This window comes from Mycobacterium helveticum (genome assembly GCF_007714205.1).
Classification (GTDB): domain Bacteria; phylum Actinomycetota; class Actinomycetes; order Mycobacteriales; family Mycobacteriaceae; genus Mycobacterium; species Mycobacterium helveticum.
Map to the genome: position 1 here is coordinate 26,615 of NZ_VMQU01000003.1, position 22,119 is coordinate 48,733.

Annotated in this window: 13 protein-coding genes; 11 read left to right on the top strand and 2 right to left on the bottom strand. The window is 70.0% G+C overall.

The window, feature by feature from the left end; genetic code table 11:
* Position 1: 1 nt before the first annotated feature.
* Positions 2–1,654 carry an LGFP repeat-containing protein gene (locus FPZ47_RS01110; RefSeq protein ID WP_246133260.1) on the bottom strand — a complete coding sequence of 551 codons (1,653 nt, stop codon included), beginning with the start codon at positions 1,652–1,654 and terminating at the stop codon, positions 2–4.
* Between the two features lie 134 nt (positions 1,655–1,788).
* Entirely contained in the window at positions 1,789–2,685 is an 897-nt protein-coding gene (locus FPZ47_RS01115) for a PirG (protein ID WP_210419800.1), read from the bottom strand.
* Positions 2,686–2,897: 212 nt separating this feature from the next.
* On the opposite strand from FPZ47_RS01115, the gene glf reads away from it, so the two are divergent.
* From glf to FPZ47_RS01170, 11 genes are all read left to right on the top strand, one after another.
* Positions 2,898–4,109, top strand: a complete 1,212-nt coding sequence (gene glf, locus FPZ47_RS01120; protein WP_144948035.1) for a UDP-galactopyranose mutase — start codon at positions 2,898–2,900, stop codon at positions 4,107–4,109.
* Positions 4,106–6,001: a glycosyltransferase gene (locus FPZ47_RS01125; protein WP_144948032.1), complete on the top strand. Its 1,896-nt coding sequence runs from the start codon at positions 4,106–4,108 to the stop codon at positions 5,999–6,001. Before glf ends, FPZ47_RS01125 begins: the two co-directional genes overlap by 4 nt.
* Entirely contained in the window at positions 5,994–6,590 is a 597-nt protein-coding gene (locus FPZ47_RS01130; RefSeq protein ID WP_144948029.1) for a phosphatase PAP2 family protein, read from the top strand. The genes FPZ47_RS01125 and FPZ47_RS01130 overlap by 8 nt, the downstream gene beginning before the upstream one ends.
* Positions 6,583–7,494 carry a decaprenyl-phosphate phosphoribosyltransferase gene (locus FPZ47_RS01135; protein ID WP_144948027.1) on the top strand — a complete coding sequence of 304 codons (912 nt, stop codon included), beginning with the start codon at positions 6,583–6,585 and terminating at the stop codon, positions 7,492–7,494. Before FPZ47_RS01130 ends, FPZ47_RS01135 begins: the two co-directional genes overlap by 8 nt.
* Positions 7,481–9,457, top strand: a complete 1,977-nt coding sequence (gene aftB, locus FPZ47_RS01140) for a terminal beta-(1->2)-arabinofuranosyltransferase (RefSeq protein ID WP_144948024.1) — start codon at positions 7,481–7,483, stop codon at positions 9,455–9,457. The genes FPZ47_RS01135 and aftB overlap by 14 nt, the downstream gene beginning before the upstream one ends.
* A gap of 399 nt (positions 9,458–9,856) precedes the next feature.
* A complete protein-coding gene (ag85A, locus tag FPZ47_RS01145) occupies positions 9,857–10,918 on the top strand; it encodes a diacylglycerol acyltransferase/mycolyltransferase Ag85A (RefSeq protein WP_144948021.1) in 1,062 nt (353 codons plus the stop codon).
* 109 nt (positions 10,919–11,027) lie between these two features.
* Positions 11,028–11,942 (top strand): esterase family protein, encoded by a 915-nt coding sequence (locus FPZ47_RS01150; RefSeq protein WP_144948019.1) that lies wholly within the window; start codon positions 11,028–11,030, stop codon positions 11,940–11,942.
* Positions 11,943–12,029: 87 nt separating this feature from the next.
* The gene (gene culp6, locus FPZ47_RS01155; protein WP_144948016.1) at positions 12,030–13,040 is read left to right on the top strand and encodes a carboxylesterase Culp6; all 1,011 of its coding nucleotides are present in this window, start codon (positions 12,030–12,032) and stop codon (positions 13,038–13,040) included.
* 174 nt (positions 13,041–13,214) lie between these two features.
* Positions 13,215–15,107, top strand: coding sequence for a long-chain-fatty-acid--AMP ligase FadD32 (gene fadD32, locus FPZ47_RS01160; protein ID WP_144948013.1), 1,893 nt, complete (start codon positions 13,215–13,217; stop codon positions 15,105–15,107).
* Positions 15,108–15,120: 13 nt separating this feature from the next.
* On the top strand, positions 15,121–20,445 hold the full coding sequence (pks13, locus tag FPZ47_RS01165) for a polyketide synthase Pks13 (RefSeq protein WP_144948010.1): 5,325 nt from the start codon (positions 15,121–15,123) through the stop codon (positions 20,443–20,445).
* Positions 20,445–22,025 carry an acyl-CoA carboxylase subunit beta gene (locus FPZ47_RS01170; RefSeq protein WP_144948007.1) on the top strand — a complete coding sequence of 527 codons (1,581 nt, stop codon included), beginning with the start codon at positions 20,445–20,447 and terminating at the stop codon, positions 22,023–22,025. The genes pks13 and FPZ47_RS01170 overlap by 1 nt, the downstream gene beginning before the upstream one ends.
* Positions 22,026–22,119 lie beyond the last annotated feature (94 nt).

Here is a 22,119-nt window from a genome sequence, read left to right on the forward strand (position 1 = left end):
ACTATACGGGCGGGTGGGTCGGCAGCGAGAAGTGTTCGGCCGGCACCTGGGGCCCGCTCGGGGACTGGGTCGACGACGGGCTCGACAGCGGGGTGGTGATGCCGTCGACGACCTCGGTGACGTCCCCGGTGAGACGCTCGAAGTTCACGGTCCCGTGCGCGAAGTTCTGCGTGATCTGAAGGGGCTCTTGGATTTCCGCGCTCGTCGGCAGCCCCAGCGGGCCGCGTTCGTAGCTCAGGGACGCCCACGCGTTGTAGATCGCGCCCGTGACCGGTTGGGGGCCGGTCACCGGCGACCAGTACATCGCGCCCCGGGCGAAGGTGGCGAAGCGGGCGCCGCCCTCGGCGTCGGCTTCGGGCGACGTCGGCGCCCCCAGCACGCTGTTCATCCCGCCGATCTCCTGCCAATGCTGGTAGATCGCACCGCCCTCCAGCGCCTTGATCAGCTCTTCCGGCGGGTCGTTGAAATGCGATGCGATGTCCCGGATTTCGTCCATCAGCGCGTAGGCGGCATTGCCGGGGCAGTCGGTGTTCCCGACGTCGCGGTGGGTGAAGATGGTGGGCAGGTCGGCGATGGCGCCGGCCGGGAACGTGGTGTAGTGACTGCCCGCCGATTCGAGCGCGACCCTGCCCTTGGGGTCCACGCCGTCCATGCCGAGGCGCCAGCCGAGCAACCGGCCGACGGTGCGGAGCTGGATTGGCGTCGGGGGCACGTCGTCGAAATCCCCGATCATGGCCACGCCCCAGGTGTTTCGGTTGAAGCCGCCGGTGTGGAACGCCTCGACCGGCTTGGTGAGGCCCCCGGCGCTGCCCTCGAACACCTGGCCGTACTTGTCGACCAGCGCGTTGTAGGCGATGTCGCACCAGCCCAGGGTCTTGCTGTGGTAGGTGTAGATGGCCTTGACGATGCCCGCCGATTCCAGTGGGGAATAGTCGTTGCTGCCGGCGGTGTGGTGGATGACCGCCGCGCGAATTCCGTTGTCGTACTGCGGGGTACCGCAGCGCAGTGACTCGTCGGCGCCCCACTCGGCCCGGCTGATGACGGCCGGCGCCTGACCCGGCATCAGCACCCCCGACGGCGGCGTCCACTGGTTCTCCGCCGGCGTCTGCGGTGGGGAGATGAGGACCGCGGAGATGTTCTGCCCGAAGCTTTGCTCCTTGGCCGCCGGTTGGTAGCCCAGGCCGGTGTCCGGGTGTGCGGCGCCCGGCGCCGCCGGCGCCCGGGTCACCGCCGCGTCCATCGGGCGGGTGACGGCGATCTGCACCGTCGTGGTGGTGCCGACGAACACGGGATCGGTGCTGCGGGGCCCCTCCGTCGCGCTGTCGGGCTGCGGGTCGTCGGGGGCGGCGGTCTCGTAGTCGGTCTGGTACCACGGTCCCCACGTACCGTCGGGCCGTCTGGCGCGCACGCGGGTCGAACTGCCTGCCAGGTCGCCGGTGAGGGCGACCAGTGAGAACGGTGTGTCCTGCGTGAGCTCGCGGACCGTGACACCGCCGCCCAGCCCGACCAGCGGCTGCTCGGTGAGCTGCGTGTCGCGGGCCGGCGGCGGGGCCGCGGCGTGCTTGTCGCGGACCACGTCGGCCACCGACGCGACGATCACGACGGTCGCCGCGAAAGCGGTGAGCAACATCGTGGGCGCGCGGCGGGACGACACGGGGCCGATGTTACGTGTGTTTCTCGTGTTATTTATGTGGCGACACGGCGCCGGTCGCAGAAACCCCGACGTTCGACGGCACCGCAGAGCCACACAACTCTGCGGTGCCGTCAGGTGACAGGATTTTCGAGCTGCTAGACGGGCGGCGCCGCCGCCGGGACGGCCGCTGCGGCGGCGGGCAGGGCACCGGCGACACCGGGCAGGGCGCCGGCGGCACCGGGCAGGGCACCGGCGGCACCGGGCAGGGCGCCGGCGGCACCGGGCAGGGCGGCGCCGCTCTGCTGGAGCTGCTGCGTGATCGCCGGCATCGCCAGGCCCTTGATCAGGTCGATGGCCTGACCGGCGCCGAGTTGGTTGGCGGCCTGCATCACGTCGTTGACCAGCCCGCCGCCGCCGCTGCTGCCGGACGGCGTGCCGCCGCCCAGGGTGGACGGGTCGCCGAGGATCGGGTAGGTCCCGTCGGCGCCGGGGTCCAGGCCGGCCGGCGTGCTGATCGGCACCTCGCCGGCGCCGCCGACGGGACTCAGGCCCGGCGTGAGCCCGGCGGCCGGACTGGTGAGGCCGGGGGTGGTCGGGCCGCCGGCGGGCAGGCCCGGTGTCGTCGGCAACGCGGCGGTGGGGGCGAGCCCGGTAGCCGCGGGCGTCAGGCCCGGACTGGTCAGGCCCGGGTTGGTCAGGCCCGGACTGGTCAGGCCCGGACTGGTGAGGCCGGGGTTGGTCAGGCCCGGAGTTCCCAGGCCGGGACTCGTCAACCCCGGGCTGGTCAGGCCGGGCGCGGCCCCGGCGCCCCCGGTCAGCGCGGGCACCGGAGGCATGTTGATCCCGAACTGGGACAGGCCCTGCGACAGCGCGCCCATCAGCTCGTTGGGCAGGTCGGAGATCATCGCCGCCTGCGTGAATTCGTGGTGCTCGGGTGTCTTGCTACCCGATGTCGCCTCGTAGACCAGGAAGTATGCGCAAGGACTCGCCACTGCCACGGCGGCGACCGCGCTCATGGCTGTCGAAAGCTTGCGTCGGCGTCGGTTCGGCACGGAAGTCTCCTCAATCTAGCTTCAAACCAGCTCTGTGTTCGTGTCGGCGCGTCCTGCCCGTCGAATCCGGCATGACCCACACACAGTCGATGGTACGAGTGGGAATGCTGTGACTGGAGTGGCGATATTGAATCGTGAGCCAATCGCGACGTAGGTCAACCCGAACGCCCCTGGCTCGTCAAATGGGTTGGGCCCGCGCGGTCGGATACCCTATGCAACCGATGACCGCTCGTTTCGACCTCCTCGTCGTGGGTTCCGGGTTCTTCGGCCTGACCGTCGCCGAGCGCGTGGCTACCCAACTCGGCAAGCGCGTGCTCGTCGTCGAACGCCGCCCGCACATCGGCGGCAACGCCTACTCCGAGGCCGAGCCGCAGACGGGGATCGAGGTTCACAAGTACGGCGCCCACCTGTTCCACACCTCCAACAAGCGGGTCTGGGACTACGTGCGGCAGTTCACCGAGTTCACCGGCTACCAGCACCGCGTGTTCGCGATGCACGCCGGGCAGGCCTACCAGTTCCCGATGGGGCTGGGCCTGGTGTCGCAGTTCTTCGGCAAATACTTCACCCCGACCGAGGCGCGCGCCCTGATCGCCGAACAGGCCGCCGAAATCGACGCCGCGGATGCGCGCAACCTCGAGGAGAAGGCGATCTCGCTGATCGGCCGGCCGCTCTACGAGGCGTTCGTCAAGGGCTACACCGCCAAGCAGTGGCAGACCGATCCGAAGGAACTCCCGGCGGCCAACATCACCCGCCTGCCGGTGCGCTACACCTTCGACAACCGGTATTTCAGCGACACCTACGAGGGCCTGCCGGTGCACGGCTACACGGCCTGGCTGCAGAACATGGCCGCCGACGACCGCATCGAGGTCCGCCTCGACACCGACTGGTTCGACGTCCGCGACCGGCTGCGCGCCGACAGCCCGGACGCGCCGATCGTCTACACCGGCCCGCTGGACCGCTACTTCGACTACGCCGCAGGCCGTCTCGGCTGGCGCACGCTGGACTTCGAGCTGGAGGTGCTCCGCGACTGCGGCGACTTCCAGGGCACGTCCGTGATGAACTACAACGACCTGGACGTCCCGTACACCCGCATCCACGAGTTCCGCCACTTCCACCCGGAGCGGGACTACCCCACGGACAAGACGGTGATCATGCGGGAATACTCGCGATTCGCCGGGGACGACGACGAGCCCTACTATCCGATCAACACCGAGGCCGACCGCACCGTGCTGGCCGCCTACCGGGCCCGGGCGAAGTCCGAGACCGCGTCGTCGAAGGTGCTGTTCGGCGGCCGGCTGGGCACCTACCAGTACTTGGACATGCACATGGCCATCGCCAGCGCGCTGAACATGTACGACAACATCCTCGCGCCGCACCTTCGCGACGGCGCGCCCCTGAGTGACGTGGGAGAGACGGGCGTATGACCGCCGTGAGCCTGCTGGCCCGAATCATCCTGCCCCGACCGGGGGAGCCCCTCGACGTGCGCAAGCTCTACCTCGAGGAGTCGACCACCAACGCCCGGCGCGCCCACGCCACCACCCGCACGTCACTGCAGATCGGCGCGGAGTCCGAGGTGTCGTTCGCCACCTACTTCAACGCGTTCCCGGCCAGCTACTGGCGGCGCTGGACGATCTGCAGGTCGGTCGTGCTGCGGGTCGAGGTGACGGGCGCGGGCCGCGTCGACGTCTACCGCACCAAGGCCACCGGCGCGCGGATCTTCGTCGAGGGCCGCCAGTTCGCCGGCAGCGACGACGAGCCGTGCGCGGTCGAGATCGAGGTGGGGTTGGCGCCGTTCGAGGACGGCGGCTGGATCTGGTTCGACATCACCACCGACACTCCGGTCGCCCTGCGCTCCGGCGGTTGGTACGCCGCCGAACCCGCCCCCGGCACGGCCAGCATCGCGGTCGGCATCCCGACGTTCAACCGGCCGGCTGACTGCGCCAACGCGCTGGCCGATCTCACCGCCGACCCGCTGGTCGACGAGGTCATCGGCGCGGTGATCGTGCCCGACCAGGGCGTGCGCAAGGTGCGCGACCATCCCGACTTCCCGGCGGCGGCCGCCCGGCTGGGCAACCGGCTGACCATCTGTGACCAGCCCAACCTCGGCGGGTCGGGCGGCTACAGCCGCGTCATGTACGAGGCGCTGAAGAACACCGACTGTCAGCAGATCCTGTTCATGGACGACGACATCCGCATCGAGCCCGACTCGATCCTGCGGGTGCTGGCGATGCACCGCTTCGCGCGGACCCCGATGCTGATCGGCGGCCAGATGCTCAACCTGCAGGAGCCCTCCCACCTGCACATCATGGGCGAGGTGGTGAACCGGGCCAACTTCATGTGGACCGCGGCGCCGCACGCCGAGTACGACCACGACTTCGCCGAATACCCGCTGAGCGACACCAACGACAAGAGCAAGCTGCTGCACCGGCGCATCGACGTCGACTTCAACGGCTGGTGGACGTGCATGATCCCGCGGCAGGTCGCCGAGGAGTTGGGACAGCCGCTGCCGCTGTTCATCAAGTGGGACGACGCCGAATACGGCCTGCGGGCCGCCGAGCACGGCTACCCGACCGTGACGCTGCCCGGGGCAGCGATCTGGCACATGGCCTGGAGCGACAAGGACGACGCGATCGATTGGCAGGCCTACTTCCACCTGCGCAACCGGCTGGTGGTCGCGGCGATGCACTGGGACGGTGACGTCACCGGACTGGTCCGCAGCCATCTCAAGGCGACGCTGAAACACCTTGCTTGCCTTGAATATTCGACGGTGGCGATCCAGAACAGGGCCATCGACGACTTCCTGGCCGGCCCCGAGCACATCTTCTCGATCCTGGAGTCGGCGCTGCCCGAGGTGCACCGCATCCGCAAGCAGTACCCGGACGCGGTCGTCTTGCCGGCGGCCAGCGAGCTGCCGGCGCCGTCGCACCAGAGCAAAGCGATGAAGCCGCCGGTCAATCCCGTCTCGATCGGCTACCGGCTGCTGCGGGGGATCGTGCACAACATGACCGCCGCCGACCCGGAAGCCCACCGGCGCCCGGAGTTCAACGTGCCCACCCAGGACGCGCGCTGGTTCCGGTTGTGCACGGTCGACGGCGTCACCGTGACGACGGCCGACGGCTGCGGCGTCGTCTACCGGCAGCGCGACCGGCGCAAGATGTTCACGCTGCTGGCCGCCTCGCTGCGGCGGCAACAGCGGCTGGCGAGCCGGTTCGACGAGATGCGCCGGATCTACCGCGACGCGCTGCCCGCGCTGTCCAGCACGCAGAAGTGGGAGACGGTGTTGCTGCCGGCCCCCGGCAAGCCCGAGCATGCCTGAGGCAGGTCAATCCCCGGCGCCGCGCGGCGAGGCGGCCGTCATCGTGGCCGCGCAGGCGGCGCTGGCCGGGCGCCCCGGGGCGCTGACCGCGGCCCGCGGACTGTCCCACTTCGGCGAGCACAGCATCGGCTGGCTGGCAGTGGCGTCGGCCGGGGCGGTCCTGTCCCCCGCAAGCGGGCGGTACCCCCAGCCGGAGCGCCGCCGGGAGTGGCTTCTCGCAGGCGCGGGCACGTTGGCGGCGCACGCCGCCGCGGTGCTGGTCAAACGCGTGGTGCGGCGGCAACGGCCGCATCACCCGGCCGTCGCGGTCAACGTCGGCACCCCCAGCCGGCTGAGCTTCCCGTCGGCGCACGCCACCTCCACGACGGCGGCGGCGATCCTGCTGGGCCGGGCCACCGGGCTGCCGGCCGGGCTGTGCCCCGCGGTCCTGGTGCCGCCGATGGCGCTGTCGCGGATACTGCTCGGCGTGCACTATCCCAGCGACGTGGTTTTCGGCGTGGCGCTCGGCGCCGCGGTCGCCCGCCTTGCACTCTGGGTGGATGGTGATCGGGTCTCGGCATCAGGCCGATACGGAGGGTCGAATGAGTGAGGACGTGGTGGTCGAACCTCCGGCGAACCTGATCACCGGGGTGGTCAGGGCGGTGCGCCCGCGGCAGTGGGTCAAGAACGTGCTGGTGCTGGCCGCGCCGCTGGCCGCGTTGGGCGGCCCGCTGCACTACAACCACTACACCGAGGTGCTCACCAGGGTGTCGGTGGCGTTCGCGGTGTTCTGCCTGGCGGCCTCGTCGATCTATCTGATCAACGACGTGCGCGACGTCGAGGCCGACCGCGAGCACCCCACCAAGCGGTTCCGGCCGATCGCGGCCGGCGTGGTGCCCGAATGGCTGGCCTACACCCTGGCGGCCGTTCTGGGGGTGGCGTCCCTGGCGCTGTCCTGGCTGGCGACGCCGAACCTGGCGCTGGTGATGGCCGTGTACCTGGCCATGCAGCTGGGTTACTGCTACGGACTCAAACATCAAGCGGTGATCGACATCTGCATCGTGTCGTCGGCGTATTTGCTCCGCGCCATCGCCGGCGGCGCCGCCACCGATATCCCACTCTCGCAGTGGTTCCTGCTGACGGCGGCGTTCGGGTCGCTGTTCATGGTGGCCGGCAAGCGGTACGCCGAGCTGCAGGTCGCCGAGCGCACCGGGGCCCGGATCCGCAAGTCGCTGGAGAGCTACACCAGCACCTACCTGCGGTTCGTGTGGACCATGTCGGCCACGGCGGTGGTGGTCTGCTACGGGCTGTGGGCGTTCGAGCGCGACCACCATTCCGGATCCTGGTTCGCGGTGTCGATGGTGCCGTTCACCATCGCGATCCTGCGCTACGCCGTGGACGTCGACGGCGGGCTGGCCGGCGAGCCCGAGGACATCGCGCTGCGCGACCGGGTGCTGCAACTGCTCGCGCTGGCCTGGATCGCCACAGTCGGAGCCGCGGTTGCCTTCGGCTGAAGCCCACCCCGGCGCCGTCAGGACGACGCGCCGGCGGCCGCCCGTCCGGCGGGTCTTCCGCACGGCGTTCCCCTACGACACCGTGGTGCGCACCAGCCTGTGGGCCGGCGTGGCGGTGGTCTGCGCCCTGTTCGCGTGGGGTGCCTGGCAGCGGCGCTGGATCGCCGACGACGGGCTGATCGTGCTGCGCACCGTGCGCAATCTGCTGGCCGGCAACGGGCCGGTGTTCAACGCGGGCGAACGGGTGGAGGCCAACACCTCCGCGGCGTGGACCTACCTGATGTATCTGGGCAGCTGGGTCGGCGGGCCGCTGCGCATGGAATACGTGGCGCTGGCGTGTGCGCTCGGGCTGTCGGTGCTGGGCGTGGCCCTGCTGATGCTGGGCACCGGCCGGCTGTACGCGCCCAGCCTGCGGGGCCGCAAGGCCGTCATGCTGCCCGCCGGGGCGCTCGTCTACATCGCGCTGCCCCCGGCGCGCGACTTCGCCACCTCGGGTCTGGAAAGCGGGCTGACGCTGGCCTACCTGGGCCTGCTGTGGTGGATGATGGTCCGCTGGGGCCAGCCGGTGCGCAACCGCCCGGAATCCCCGTTCTTCCTCGGCGTGCTGGCCTTCGTCGCCGGGTTCAGCGTCCTGGTGCGGCCCGAGCTGGCGTTGATGGGTCTGTTGGCGCTGTTGATGATGCTGATCGCGGCCCGGACGTGGGCCCGGCGCGGCCTGATCGTGGCGGCCGGGGGACTGCTGCCCGTGGCTTACCAGATCTTCCGGATGGGTTATTACGGCCTGCTGGTGCCCGGCACCGCGCTGGCCAAGGACGCGGCCGGCGACAAATGGTCCCAGGGCATGACCTATCTGGCGAACTTCGACGCGCCGTACGCGGTGTGGGTGCCGGCGGTGCTGCTGATCCCGCTGGGCGTCCTGCTGGCGGCGGCGCGCCGCCGGCCGTCGTTCCTGCGCCCCATGCTGGCGCCCCACTACGGGCGGATGGCGCGCGCGGTGCAGAGCCCGCCCGCTGTGGTCGCCTTCGTGCTGGTCAGCGGGTTGCTGCAGGCGCTGTACTGGATCCGTCAGGGCGGCGACTTCATGCACGGGCGGGTGTTGCTCGCGCCGCTGGTCTGTCTGCTCGCCCCGGTCGCGGTGATCCCGGCGCCGATTCCCGACGGGCAGGACTATTCGCGCGAGACCGGCTACTGGGTGGCCGGGGCGGCCGGTGCGCTGTGGCTGGGTGTGGCCGGCTGGTCGCTGTGGGCGGCGAACTCGCCCGGGATGGGCGACGACGCCACCCGCGTCGCCTACACCGGCATCGTCGACGAGCGCCGTTTCTACGCGCAGGCCACCGGCCACGCCCACCCGACGACCGCCGCCGACTACCTGGACTACCCGCGGATGGCCGCCGTCCTGTCGGCGCTCGACAACACCCCGGACGGCGCGTTGCTGCTGCCGTCTGGCAACTATATCCAATGGGACATCGTTCCGATGGCCCGCCCAGCGCCGGGCAGTCCCGCGGACGATGTAGCGTCGCAAACGCCAGCGCACGCAGTGTTTTTCACCAACCTCGGCATGGTCGGCATGAACGTCGGGCTCGACGTCCGGGTGCTCGACCAGATCGGGCTGGCAAATCCACTCGCGCAGCACACGCAGCGGCTGCAGCACGGCCGCATCGGCCACGACAAGAACCTCTTCCCGGACTGGGTGATCGCCGACGGCCCCTGGGTGAAGGTGTATCCGGGGATTCCGGGCTATCTGGATCAGCAGTGGGTCGCCGAGGCGGAAGCGGCCCTGCGCTGCCCCGAGACCCAGTCGGTGCTGGGATCCATCCGCGCCCCGATGACACCGCACCGCTTCGTCTCCAATGTCCTGCACTCCTTCGAGTTCACCCGGTACCAGATCGACCGGGTGCCGCGCTACGAACTCGCCCGGTGCGGGCTGCCGGTGCCCGAGGAGACCCCGCCGCCGCGCGAGTGAAGTCGTGCGGCCCCGCGCGGTCCTTGCGGGAGGCGATTTTGTGACAAATCTCGAATCGGTCACGACGACGGCGCGCCCCCCGCGGACACCGAGCCGGCAGCAACCGCGCATCGGTGCCCCACCTGCGCGCCACCGCGGTCCGGCACATGCGCCCGAGGGCGGATTCCCGGCCGCCACCGCGCCGGTAATCCGCCGGAATCCGCGGCCGGACGGGGCTTTGCGCGCCGCTCTCGATGTGAGCGGGGGCCCGCAGGTGTGGTTGACTACACGAGCACTGCTGCGCCTTGCGTATGCAGGACTACGTAATTCGCGTGGTAATTCGCGTGCGAGATGACGCGATAGACCGCGATAGGACGATGCACCCGGATTCGGATGCACCGAAAGGATGAGGAAGCAAGGATGACGCTTGTCGACAGGTTGCGCGGCGCCGTGGCGGGGACGCCACGTCGGCTCGTGGTGGGGGCCGTTGGCGCGGCGCTGCTCTCGAGTGTGATCGGCGCCGTGGGGGGCTCGGCGACCGCGGGGGCGTTCTCGCGCCCGGGTCTTCCGGTGGAGTACCTGGAGGTGCCCTCCGCGGCGATGGCTCGCGATATCAAGATCCAGTTCCAGAGCGGCGGCAACGGTTCGCCGGCTCTGTACCTGCTCGACGGCATGCGTGCGCAGGACGACTACAACGGCTGGGACATCAACACCCAGGCGTTCGAGTGGTACTACCAGTCGGGCATCTCGACGGTCATGCCCGTCGGCGGTCAGTCCAGTTTCTACTCCAACTGGTATCAGCCCGCCTGCGGCAAGGCCGGCTGCACCACCTACAAGTGGGAGACCTTCCTGACCAGTGAGCTGCCGCAGTGGCTGAACGCCAACCGCAGCGTCAAGCCCACGGGCAGCGCCGCGGTGGGTCTGTCGATGGCCGGCTCGTCGGCGCTGATCCTGGCGGCCTACCACCCGCAGCAGTTCGTCTACGCCGGCTCGCTGTCGGCGCTGCTGGACCCGTCGCAGGGCATGGGCCCGTCGCTGATCGGCCTGGCCATGGGCGACGCCGGCGGCTACAAGGCGTCGGACATGTGGGGCCCCAAGGACGACCCCGCCTGGGCGCGCAACGACCCGACGCTGCAGGTCGGCAAGCTCGTCGCCAACAACACCCGCATCTGGGTGTACTGCGGTAACGGCAAGCCGTCCGACCTCGGCGGCGACAACCTGCCCGCGAAGTTCCTCGAAGGCTTCGTGCGCACCAGCAACCTGAAGTTTCAGGACGCGTACAACGCCGCCGGCGGGCACAACGCGGTGTTCAACTTCGACGACAACGGCACGCACGACTGGCCGTACTGGGGCGCGCAGCTGCAGGCCATGAAGCCCGACCTGCAGTCGACGCTGGGCGCCACGCCCGGCGCCGGCCCCGCCGCCACCAGCTCCGGCACCGCCAGCGGCGCAGCCGCGGGCAACGCCGGCGCCGGTAACTGAGCCACAGCAAAGCGATCAGCGGCGGTGTGAGCTGTTTCACCACCCTGGGTTCCGGCCGGGCCGCGGCCTGGCTACTGTGCAGACAACGACGAGACGATGGAGGGTGGCCATGAGGGTCGTACGGGGTCTTCCGACGCTGCTGCGGATGCTGTGCATCGCCGCGCTGTCGGTGGGGTTCAGCGGTGTGGTGGCGGTGGGCGGCTCGGCCGGCAAAGCCGACGCGGCCGGCTACGAAAGCCTGATGGTGCCGTCGGCGGCGATGGGCCGCGACATCCCGGTGGCCTTCCTCAAGGGTGGCCCGCACATGGTGGTGCTGCTCGACGCGTTCGACGCCGGCCCCGACGTGAGCAACTGGGTGACCGCGGGCAACGCGATGAACACGCTGGCCGGCAAGGGGATCTCGGTGGCGGCGCCCGCCGGGGGCGCCTACAGCATGTACACCAACTGGGAGCAGGACGGCAGCAAGCAGTGGGACACCTTCCTGTCCAGCGAGCTGCCGGACTGGCTGGCCGCCAACCGGGGCCTGGCGCCCGGCGGTCACGCCGCCGTCGGCGCCTCCCAGGGCGGCTACGCCGCGATGGCGCTGGCCTGCTTCCACCCCGACCGCTTCGGCTTCGCCGGCTCGCTGTCGGGGTTCGTGTACCCCTCGGACACCACCACCAGCGGTTCGATCCTGGCAGGCCTGCAGCAATTCGGCAGCGTCGACGGCAACGGGATGTGGGGCGCCCCGCAGCTCGGCCGCTGGAAATGGCACGACCCCTACGTGCATGCCTCGCTGCTGGCGCAGAACAACACCCGCGTGTGGGTGTACAGCCCCACCACCGAAGGGGCCAGCGATCCCGCCGCGATGATCGGCCAGGCCGGCCAGGCGATGGGCAACAGCCGGATGTTCTACCAGCAGTACCGCAGCGTCGGCGGGCACAACGGGCACTTCGACTTCCCCGGCGGCGGCGACAACGGCTGGGGCTCCTGGTCGGGCCAGCTCGGCGCGATGTCGGGCGACATCGTGGGCGCCATTCGCTGAGGCGGCGAGCCGGTACCGTGGAGAAGGTGCAGCAGGAGGCTGGCCGGCCGCGCCGCTGCGACTTTCCGACTGTGCCGGCAGGAGAACATGGCAACCAACGCGCGGCGTAAGCGCCACCGGATGCTCGCCTGGGCCGCCGCCCTGTCGGTGGCGGGCGTGGTGTTGCTGGTGCTGGTGGCCGTCGTGGTGCTGCTGCGCAGCTCGCAGCCGCCGCCGACCGCCGTGCCGCCCGGGGTGCTGCCGCCGGCCTCGACGACGACGCACCCCCACAAGCCCCGCCCGGCCACTCAGGACGCCTCCTGCCCCGACGTGGACCTGGTCGCCATTCCCGGCACCTGGGAGTCGGCCCCGGACGACAATCCGCTCGACCCGACGGAATTCCCGAACGCGCTGCTGCTCAAGGTGACCGGGCCGCTGCGCCAGGAGTTCCCGTCCTCCCGGTTGGAGACCTACACCGTCCCCTACACGGCGCAGTTCAACAACCCGCTGAGCGGCGACACGCAGATGTCGTACAACGCGAGCCGGGCCGAGGGCACCCGCGCGACGGTCAAGGCGATGACCGACATGAACACCAAGTGCCCGTTGACCAGCTACGTACTGATCGGTTTCTCGCAGGGCGCGGTGATCGGCGGCGACCTCGCCAGCGACATCGGCAACGGCCGCGGCCCGGTCGACGACGACCTGGTGCTGGGCGTGACGCTGATCGCCGACGGGCGCCGCCAGCCGGGGGTGGGCAACGACGTCGGCCCCAACCCGCCCGGGGAGGGTGCCGAGGTCACCCTGCACGAGGTGCCGATGCTGTCCAACCTCGGCCTGACCATGACCGGTGCGCGGCCGGGCGGTTTCGGTGCGCTCAACGACAGGACCAACGAGATCTGCGCCCCCGGCGACCTGATCTGCGCCGCCCCGAACGAGGCCTTCAGCGTCACGAACCTGCCGACCACGCTGAACACGCTGGCCGGTGGCGCCGCGGGACCGGTGCACGCGCTGTACGCCACGCCGCAGTTCTGGAGCATGGACGGGGAACCCGCGACCGCGTGGACGTTGAACTGGGCGCGGGGACTGATCCAGAACGCACCGCATCCCAAACACGGGTGAGGGGACACAAGCCTCAGGTAGGTCGGAGCCGGACGGGATCAGCTGTACCTTGTGATTTGGTGTGCCGCGAACGGCCCCGTAACATTAAGAGAAATTTAAGAGCAACCAGGATTCAGTCGCGCACCCGATCGGGTCGAAGCCGGCCAGCGTGCACAGAGAGCACAGGAGAGCGGTATGCCTTACCACAACCCGTTCATCGTGAATGGGAAGATCAGGTTCCCGGACAACACGAACCTGGTCAAGCACGTCGAGAAGTGGGCGAGGGTCCGCGGCGACAAGCTGGCTTATCGGTTCCTCGACTTCTCCACCGAACGCGACGGCGTGGCGCGCGACATCGTGTGGTCCGATTTCAGCGCGCGCAACCGGGCCATCGGCGCCCGTCTGCAGCAGGTCACCCAGCCCGGTGACCGTATCGCCATCCTGTGCCCGCAGAACCTGGACTACCTCGTCTCGTTCTTCGGTGCGCTCTACTCCGGCCGGATCGCGGTCCCGTTGTTCGACCCGGCCGAGCCGGGCCACGTCGGCCGGCTGCACGCGGTGCTCGACGACTGCACCCCGTCGACGATCCTGACCACCACCGAGGCCGCCGAAGGGGTCCGCAAGTTCATCCGCGCCCGGTCGGCCAAGGAGCGGCCCCGCGTGATCGCCGTCGACGCGGTGCCCAACGAGGTGGCCGGCACGTGGCAGGAGCCTGAGGCCAACGAGGAGACCACCGCCTACCTGCAGTACACCTCCGGCTCCACCCGCACACCGACCGGCGTGCAGATCACCCATCTGAGCCTGCCCACCAACGTGCTGCAGGTGCTGAACGCGCTGGAGGGCACCGAAGGCGACCGCGGGTGCATGTGGCTGCCCTTCTTCCATGACATGGGCCTGATCACGGCGCTGCTGTCGTCGGTGCTGGGCCACAACTTCACCTTCATGACGCCGGCCGCGTTCGTGCGCCGGCCCGGCCGCTGGATCCGCGAACTGGCGCGCAAGCCCGGCGAGACCGGCGGGGTGTTTTCCGCCGCGCCGAATTTCGCGTTCGAACACGCCGCGCTGCGCGGCCTGCCGCGCGACGACGAGCCGCCCCTGGACCTGAGCAACGTCAAGGGGATCCTCAACGGCAGCGAGCCGGTGTCGCCGGCGTCGATGCGCAAGTTCTACGAGGCGTTCGCGCCCTACGGCCTCAAGGAGGAGGCCATCAAGCCGTCGTACGGCCTGGCCGAGGCGACGCTGTTCGTCTCGACCACCCCGATGGACGAGAAGCCGAGGGTCATCCACGTCGACCGGGACGCGCTCAACAAGCAGCGTTTCGTGGAGGTGCCCGCCGACGCGCCCAACGCCGTCGCGCAAGTTTCCGCCGGCAAGGTGGGCGTCGACGAATGGGCAGTCATCGTCGACGCCGACACCGCCAGCGAGCTGCCCGACGGGCAGATCGGCGAGATCTGGCTGCACGGCAAGAACCTGGGCGTCGGCTACTGGGGCAAGGAGCAGGAGTCGACCGAGGTCTTCCGCAACATCCTCAAGTCGCGGATCAGCGAGTCGCACGCCGAGGGGGCCGCCGACGACGGCCTGTGGGTGCGCACCGGCGACTACGGCACCTACCACCGGGGGCACCTCTACATCGCGGGGCGGATCAAGGACCTGATCATCATCGACGGCCGCAACCACTACCCCCAGGACCTCGAGTACACGGCGCAGGAGTCCACCAAGGCGTTGCGGGTCGGCTACGTGGCCGCCTTCTCCGTCCCGGCCAACCAGCTGGCGCAGGTGGTGTTCGACAACCCGCACGTCGGCATCAAGTTCGACCCGGACGACTCCTCCGAGCAGTTGGTGATCGTCGGGGAGCGCGCCGCGGGTACGCACAAGCTGGAATACCAGCCCATCGCCGACGACATCCGGGCTGCCATCGCCGTCGGGCACGGGGTGACGGTGCGCGACGTCCTGCTGGTGCAGGCCGGGAGTATTCCGCGTACCTCCAGCGGCAAGATCGGGCGCCGCGCGTGCCGTGCCGCTTACCTCGACGGAAGCCTGCGCAGCGGCGTCGCGTCCCCGACCGCCTTCGCCAACGACTCCGACTGAACCCACCGAACCCATGGCTGACACAGAATCTGGACCTGGCACGAACCCCGAAAACCTGCCCGCGGTCGCCGGCGGCGACGCCACCGGCACAATGACGGTCCCCGAGATGCGCCAGTGGCTGCGCAACTGGGTGGGTAACGCCGTCGGGAAGTCGCCGGACGAGATCGACGAGTCGGTGCCGATGGTGGAGCTGGGGCTGGCGTCGCGCGACGCCGTGGCGATGGCCGCCGACATCGAGGACCTGACCGGTGTCACGCTGTCGGTCGCGGTGGCGTTCCAGCATCCGACCATCGAGTCGCTGGCCACCCGCATCGTCGAGGGCGAACCGGAGGCGGACACGTCCGCCGACGGCGACATGGACTGGACGCGCACGGGCCCCGCCGAGCGCGTCGACATCGCGATCGTGGGTCTGTCCACCCGCTTCCCGGGTGACATGGACACCCCCGACGCAACGTGGCAGGCGCTGATGGAGGGCCGCGACGGGATCACCGACCTGCCCGAGGGGCGGTGGGAGGAATTCCTGGCCGAGCCGCGGCTGGCCGAGCGGGTGGCCAAAGCCCAGACCCGCGGCGGCTACCTGAAGGACATCAAGGGCTTCGACTCGGAGTTCTTCGCGGTGGCCAAGACCGAGGCCGACAACATCGACCCGCAGCAGCGGATGGCGCTGGAGCTGACGTGGGAGGCGCTGGAATACGCCCGCATTCCGGCGTCCAGCCTGCGCGGGCGGGCCGTGGGCGTGTACGTCGGTGTCTCCAACAACGACTACGCCATGATGGCGGTCTCCGACCCGACGAGCGCGCACCCGTACGCGATCACCGGCACCGCCACCTCGATCATCGCCAACCGGGTCTCCTACTTCTACGACTTCCGCGGGCCGTCGGTGGCGGTCGACACCGCATGCTCGAGCTCGCTGGTCGCCATCCACCAGGCCGTGCAGGCGCTGCGCAACGGCGAATGCGACGCCGCGGTGGCCGGCGGGGTCAACGCGCTGATCACGCCGGCGGTGACGCTGGGCTTCGACGAGATCGGCGCCGTCCTGTCGCCGGACGGCCGGATCAAGGCGTTCTCGTCGGACGCCAACGGCTACATCCGCTCCGAGGGCGCCGGCATGCTGGTCCTCAAGCGCGTCGAGGACGCCCGCCGCGACGGCGACCAGATCCTGGCCGTCATCGCCGGCACCGCGATCAACCACGACGGGCGGTCCAACGGCCTGATCGCCCCCAACCAGGACGCGCAGGCCGACGTGCTGCGCCGGGCCTACAAAGACGCCGGCATCGACCCGCGCAACGTCGACTACATCGAGGCACACGGCACCGGCACCGTCCTCGGCGACCCGATCGAGGCCGAGGCCCTGGGCCGCGTCGTGGGCAGGGGCCGTCCCGCCGACCGCCCGGCGTTGCTCGGCGCGTTCAAGTCCAACATCGGGCACCTGGAGTCCGCGGCGGGAGCGGCCAGCATGGCCAAGGTGGTGCTGGCGCTGCAGCACGACAAGCTGCCGCCGTCCATCAACTTCGCCGGCCCCAGCCCCTACATCGACTGGGACGCGGTGCATCTGAAGGTGGTCGACCAGGCCACCGACTGGCCGCGGTACGGCGGGTACGCGCTGGCCGGCGTCTCGAGCTTCGGATTCGGCGGAGCCAACGCCCACGTCGTGGTGCGCGAGGTCCTGCCCCGTGACGTCGTGGCCCGTGAACCCGAACCTCAGGCCGAAGCCAAGGCGGCCGCCGAACCCGCCGAGGCGCCCACCTTGGAGGGCCACTCGCTGCGGTTCGACGAGTTCGGCGAGATCATCACCGACACGCCCTTCGGAGCAACCGCGGCGGAGGAGGCCGAGCCCGAACTTCCGGGCGTCACTGACGAGGCGCTGCGGCTCAAGGAAATCGCGCTCGAAGAGCTGGCGGCCCAGGAGGCCGCGGAACCGACCACGCCGCTCATCCCGCTGGCGGTGTCGGCGTTTCTGACCTCGCGCAAGAAGGCCGCCGCCGCCGAGCTGGCCGACTGGATGGAAAGCCCCGAGGGCCAGGCGTCCTCGCTGGAGTCGATCGGCCGGTCGCTGTCGCGGCGCAACCACGGCCGCTCGCGCGCGGTGGTGCTGGCCCACGACCACGACGAGGCCATCAAGGGCCTGCGGGCGGTCGCCGAGGGCAAGCAGCGCCCGAACGTGTACAGCGTGGACGGGCCGGTGACCAGCGGGCCGGTGTGGGTGCTGGCCGGGTTCGGCGCCCAGCACCGCAAGATGGGCAAGAGCCTGTACCTGCGCAACCCGGTGTTCGCGGAGTGGATCGAGAAGGTCGACGCCCTGGTGCAGGACGAGCTGGGCTACTCGATCCTGGAGCTGATCCTCGACGATTCGCAGGACTACGGCATCGAGACCACCCAGGTCACCATCTTCGCGATCCAGATCGCGCTCGGCGAGCTGCTCCGCCATCACGGCGCCAAGCCGGCCGCGGTGGTCGGCCAGTCCCTGGGCGAGGCCGCGTGCGCCTACTTCGCCGGCGGCCTGTCGCTGCGCGACGCCACCCGCACGATCTGCTCGCGCTCGCACCTGATGGGTGAGGGCGAGGCGATGCTGTTCGGCGAGTACATCCGGCTGATGGCGCTGGTGGAGTACTCCGCCGACGAGATCGCGACGGTGTTCGCCGACTTCCCCGATCTGGAGGTGTGCGTCTACGCCGCTCCCACCCAGACCGTGATCGGCGGCCCGCCCGAGCAGGTCGACGCGATCATCGCCCGCGCCGAGTCCGAGGGCAAGTTCGCCCGCAAGTTCGCGACCAAGGGCGCCAGCCACACCTCGCAGATGGACCCGCTGCTCGGGGAGCTCGCCGCCGAGCTGCAGGGCATCAAGCCGATGAGCCCGACGGTCGGGATCTACTCGACCGTGCACGAGGGCAGCTACATCAAGCCCGGTAGCGACCCGATCCACGACGTCGACTACTGGAAGAAGGGTCTGCGGCATTCGGTCTACTTCACCCACGGGATCCGCAACGCCGTCGACAGCGGGCACACCACCTTCCTGGAACTGGCGCCCAACCCGGTGGCGCTGATGCAGGTGGGCCTGACGACCGCGTCGGCAGGTCTTCATGATGCCCAGCTGATCCCGACGCTGGCCCGCAAGCAGGACGAGGTCTCCTCGATGATCTCGGCCATGGCCCAGCTCTACGTCTACGGCCACGACCTGGACATCTGGACGCTGTTTTCCCGGAGTTCGGCCGCGCGCTTCGACCCGCAGGACTACGCGAACATCCCGCCGACCCGGTTCAAGCGCAAAGACCACTGGCTGACGGTGTCGTTCTCCGCGGGCGCCAGCTCGGTGATCATGCCGGGCGCCCACGTGGCGCTGCCGGACGGCCGCCACGTGTGGGAGTACACATCCCGGGGTCTGACGAATCTGCCCGAGTTGGTGAAAGCCGCTGCCGCCGAGGTGCTTCCGGATGCGCAACTGACGGCCGCCGAGCAGCGCGCGGTTCCGGGTGAGGGCGCGCGGCTGGTGACGACGCTGACCCGGCACCCCGGCGGCGCCGCGGTTCAGGTGCACGCCCGCATCGACGAGTCGTTCACGCTGGTGTACGACGCGCTGGTCACCCGGGGCGGTTCCGAGTCGGTGCTGCCGGCCTTCACCGCTCACGTCGGCGCCGCGACGGCGGTCGCCGCGGCTGCGCCGACCGCGCCGGAGGCCCCGGCCGGCGACGCCGGGGCCGAAACGCTGACGGACAGCCTGACCAACCGGTACTTCTCGGCCGCCATGGGCAAATGGTCGCCGGACTCGGGCGAGAGCATCGGGGAGCGCCTCGGCCTGATCGTCGGGTCGGCCATGGGTTACGAACCCGAGGACCTGCCGTGGGAGGTGCCGCTGGTCGAGCTGGGCCTGGACTCGTTGATGGCGGTGCGGATCAAGAACCGCGTCGAGTACGACTTCGACCTGCCGCCGATCCAGCTGACGGCGGTGCGCGACGCCAACCTGTACGCCGTCGAGCAGCTGATCCAGTACGCGGTCGAGCACCGCGACGAGGTCGGCCAGCTGGCCGAGCACCAGAAGACGCAGACGCCCGAGGAGATCGCCAGGGAGCAGGCGCAGCTGCTCAGTGGCGTCACGCCGGCGCCGGATCCGCAGGCCGAGCCCGAGACCCAGGGACCGCCGGCGTCCGGCGTCCCCGTCCCGCCGCCCCCGACCGACCCGTCGGGCCCCACGACCAACGGTGCCAAGCCGGATCTGGCCGAGGCGATCAACCAGCAGGCGGTGGCCAAGGCGCTCAACGCCGACGTGCCGCCGCGCGACGCCGCCGAGCGGGTCACGTTCGCCACCTGGGCGATCGTGACGGGCAAGTCCCCGGGCGGCATCTTCAACCCGCTGCCCAAGGTGGACGAGGAGACCGCCGCCACGATGGCGCAACGGCTCTCCGAGCGCGTCGACGGGGCGGTCAGCGCGCAGGACGTGCTGACCGCGGAGACCATCGAGGCGCTGGCCGAGACGGTGCGCGGCCACCTCGAAGCCGGTGAACTCGACGGCTTCGTGCGCACCATCAGGGCGCCGCGGGACGATTCGCAGATACCGGTGTTCGTGTTCCACCCGGCCGGCGGTTCCACCGTGGTCTACGAGCCGCTGCTGAACCGGTTGCCGGCGGACACCCCGATGTACGGCCTGGAGCGCGTCGAAGGGACCGTGCAGGAACGGGCCGCCCAGTATGTCCCCAAACTGCTGGAGATCAACGGGGACAAGCCGTTCGTGCTGGCCGGGTGGTCGCTCGGCGGCGCGCTGGCCTACGCGTGCGCGATCGGGCTCAAGCGGATGGGCGCGAACGTGGCGTTCGTCGGCATGATCGACACCGTCCGGCCCGGCGAGGAGATCCCGCAGACCAAAGAAGAGACCCGCAAGCGCTGGGACCGGTACGCGAGGTTCGCCGAGCGCACCTTCAACGTCGAGATTCCCGCGATCCCCTACGAGCAGCTCGAAGAGCTCGACGACGAAGGCCAGGTCAAGTTCGTGCTGGACGTCGTCCAGCAGAGCGGCGTGCAGATTCCGGGTGGCATCGTCGAGCACCAGCGCACGTCGTACCTGGACAACCGGGCGCTGGAGACGGTCCGGATCGAGCCCTACGACGGCCACGTCACCCTCTACATGGCCGATCGCTACCATGACGACGTCATCGAGTTCGAGCCGCGCTACGCCGTTCGCCGGCCGGACGGTGGCTGGGGCGAGTACGTGTCCGACCTCGAGGTGGTGCCGATCGGTGGCGAGCACATCCAGGCCATCGACGAACCGATCATCGGCAAGGTGGGCGCGCACATGACCCACGCCCTGAGTGAGATCGAGCGCCACACGAGTGAGGTAGGCAACTAGTGACGGACACAGCTCCAGGGCCGGCTCCCGTTCAGCACAACACGGCCGAGAAGCTGGCCGAGTTGCACGCCCGCCTGGAGCTGGCCAAGGAGCCCGGCGGTGAGAAGGCCGTCGCCAAGCGCGACAAGAAGGGCATTCCCAGCGCCCGCGCGCGCATCCACGCGCTGGTCGACCCCGGTACGTTCCTGGAGATCGGCGCGCTGGCCAAGACGCCCAACGACCCCAACGCCCTGTACGGCGACGGCGTGGTCACCGGCCACGCCCTGATCGACGGCCGCCCGGTCGGGGTGTTCTCCCACGACCAGACCGTCTTCCAGGGCTCGGTCGGTGAGATGTTCGGCCGCAAGGTCGCCAAGCTGATGGAGTGGTGCGCGATGGTCGGGTGCCCGATCGTCGGCATCAACGACTCCGCCGGCGCCCGCATCCAGGACACCGCCACCTCGCTGGCCTGGTACGCCGAGCTGGGCCGCCGCCACGAGCTGCTGTCGGGGCTGGTGCCGCAGATCTCCGTCATCCTGGGCAAATGCGCCGGGGGAGCGGTGTATTCGCCGATCCAGACCGACCTGGTGGTGGCGGTGCGCGACCAGGGCTACATGTTCGTCACCGGCCCCGACGTCATCAAGGACGTGACGGGCGAGGACGTCACGCTCGACGAACTGGGCGGCGCCGACCACCAGGCCCGCTACGGCAACATCCACCAGGTGGTCGAATCGGAGGCCGCGGCGTTCCAGTACGTGCGCGACTTCCTGTCCTTCCTGCCGTCCAACGCCTACGACAAGGCGCCGGTGGTGAACCCCGGCCTGGAGCCGGAGATCACCGCGAGCGACCTCGAGCTCGACTCGATCGTGCCGGACTCGGACAACACGGCCTACGACATGCACGAGATCCTGCTGCGGATCTTCGACGACGGCGACTTCCTCGACGTCGCCGCGCAGGCCGGGCAGGCCATGATCACGGGCTACGCGCGGGTCGACGGCCGCGCCGTCGGTGTCGTCGCCAACCAGCCGATGCACATGTCCGGGGCGATCGACAACGAGGCCTCCGACAAGGCCGCGCGGTTCGTCCGGTTCTGCGACGCCTTCGACATCCCGCTGGTCTTCGTCGTGGACACCCCCGGCTTCCTGCCCGGGGTGGAGCAGGAGAAGAACGGCATCATCAAGCGTGGCGGGCGGTTCCTGTACGCGGTGGTCGAGGCCGACGTGCCGAAGGTGACGATCACGATCCGCAAGTCCTACGGCGGCGCGTATGCCGTGATGGGCTCGCGGCAGCTGACCGCCGACTTCAACTACGCCTGGCCGACCGCGCGCATCGCGGTGATCGGCGCCGACGGCGCCGCGCAGTTGCTGATGAAGCGCTTCCCGGATCCGACGACCCCGGAGGCCCAGCAGATCAAGCGGGACTTCATCGAGGGCTACAACTTGAACATGGCGATCCCGTGGATCGCCGCCGAACGCGGCTTCATCGACGCGGTCGTCGAACCGCACCAGACGCGGCTGCTGATCCGCAAGTCGATGCACCTGCTGCGCGACAAGCAGCTGTGGTGGCGCACCGCGCGCAAGCACGGCCTGATCCCGGTCTGAGTTCACGCTCGCGGCGCGGGCGCCCCGTCGATGAGCGATTGGGTGCCCAGCACGATCGCCGGGGCGAGGCGCTCGGCGTCCTCGGTGGCGGGTT

Excerpts from the sequence above, each read along its gene's own strand:
- glf (WP_144948035.1), top strand. The coding sequence starts at position 2,898 with ATGCAACCGATGACCGCTCGTTTCGACCTCCTCGTCGTGGGTTCCGGG.
- FPZ47_RS01125 (WP_144948032.1), top strand. The coding sequence starts at position 4,106 with ATGACCGCCGTGAGCCTGCTGGCCCGAATCATCCTGCCCCGACCGGGG.
- culp6 (WP_144948016.1), top strand. The coding sequence starts at position 12,030 with ATGGCAACCAACGCGCGGCGTAAGCGCCACCGGATGCTCGCCTGGGCC.
- FPZ47_RS01130 (WP_144948029.1), top strand. The coding sequence starts at position 5,994 with ATGCCTGAGGCAGGTCAATCCCCGGCGCCGCGCGGCGAGGCGGCCGTC.
- FPZ47_RS01150 (WP_144948019.1), top strand. The coding sequence starts at position 11,028 with ATGAGGGTCGTACGGGGTCTTCCGACGCTGCTGCGGATGCTGTGCATC.
- pks13 (WP_144948010.1), top strand. The coding sequence starts at position 15,121 with ATGGCTGACACAGAATCTGGACCTGGCACGAACCCCGAAAACCTGCCC.
- fadD32 (WP_144948013.1), top strand. The coding sequence starts at position 13,215 with ATGCCTTACCACAACCCGTTCATCGTGAATGGGAAGATCAGGTTCCCG.
- FPZ47_RS01135 (WP_144948027.1), top strand. The coding sequence starts at position 6,583 with ATGAGTGAGGACGTGGTGGTCGAACCTCCGGCGAACCTGATCACCGGG.
- ag85A (WP_144948021.1), top strand. The coding sequence starts at position 9,857 with ATGACGCTTGTCGACAGGTTGCGCGGCGCCGTGGCGGGGACGCCACGT.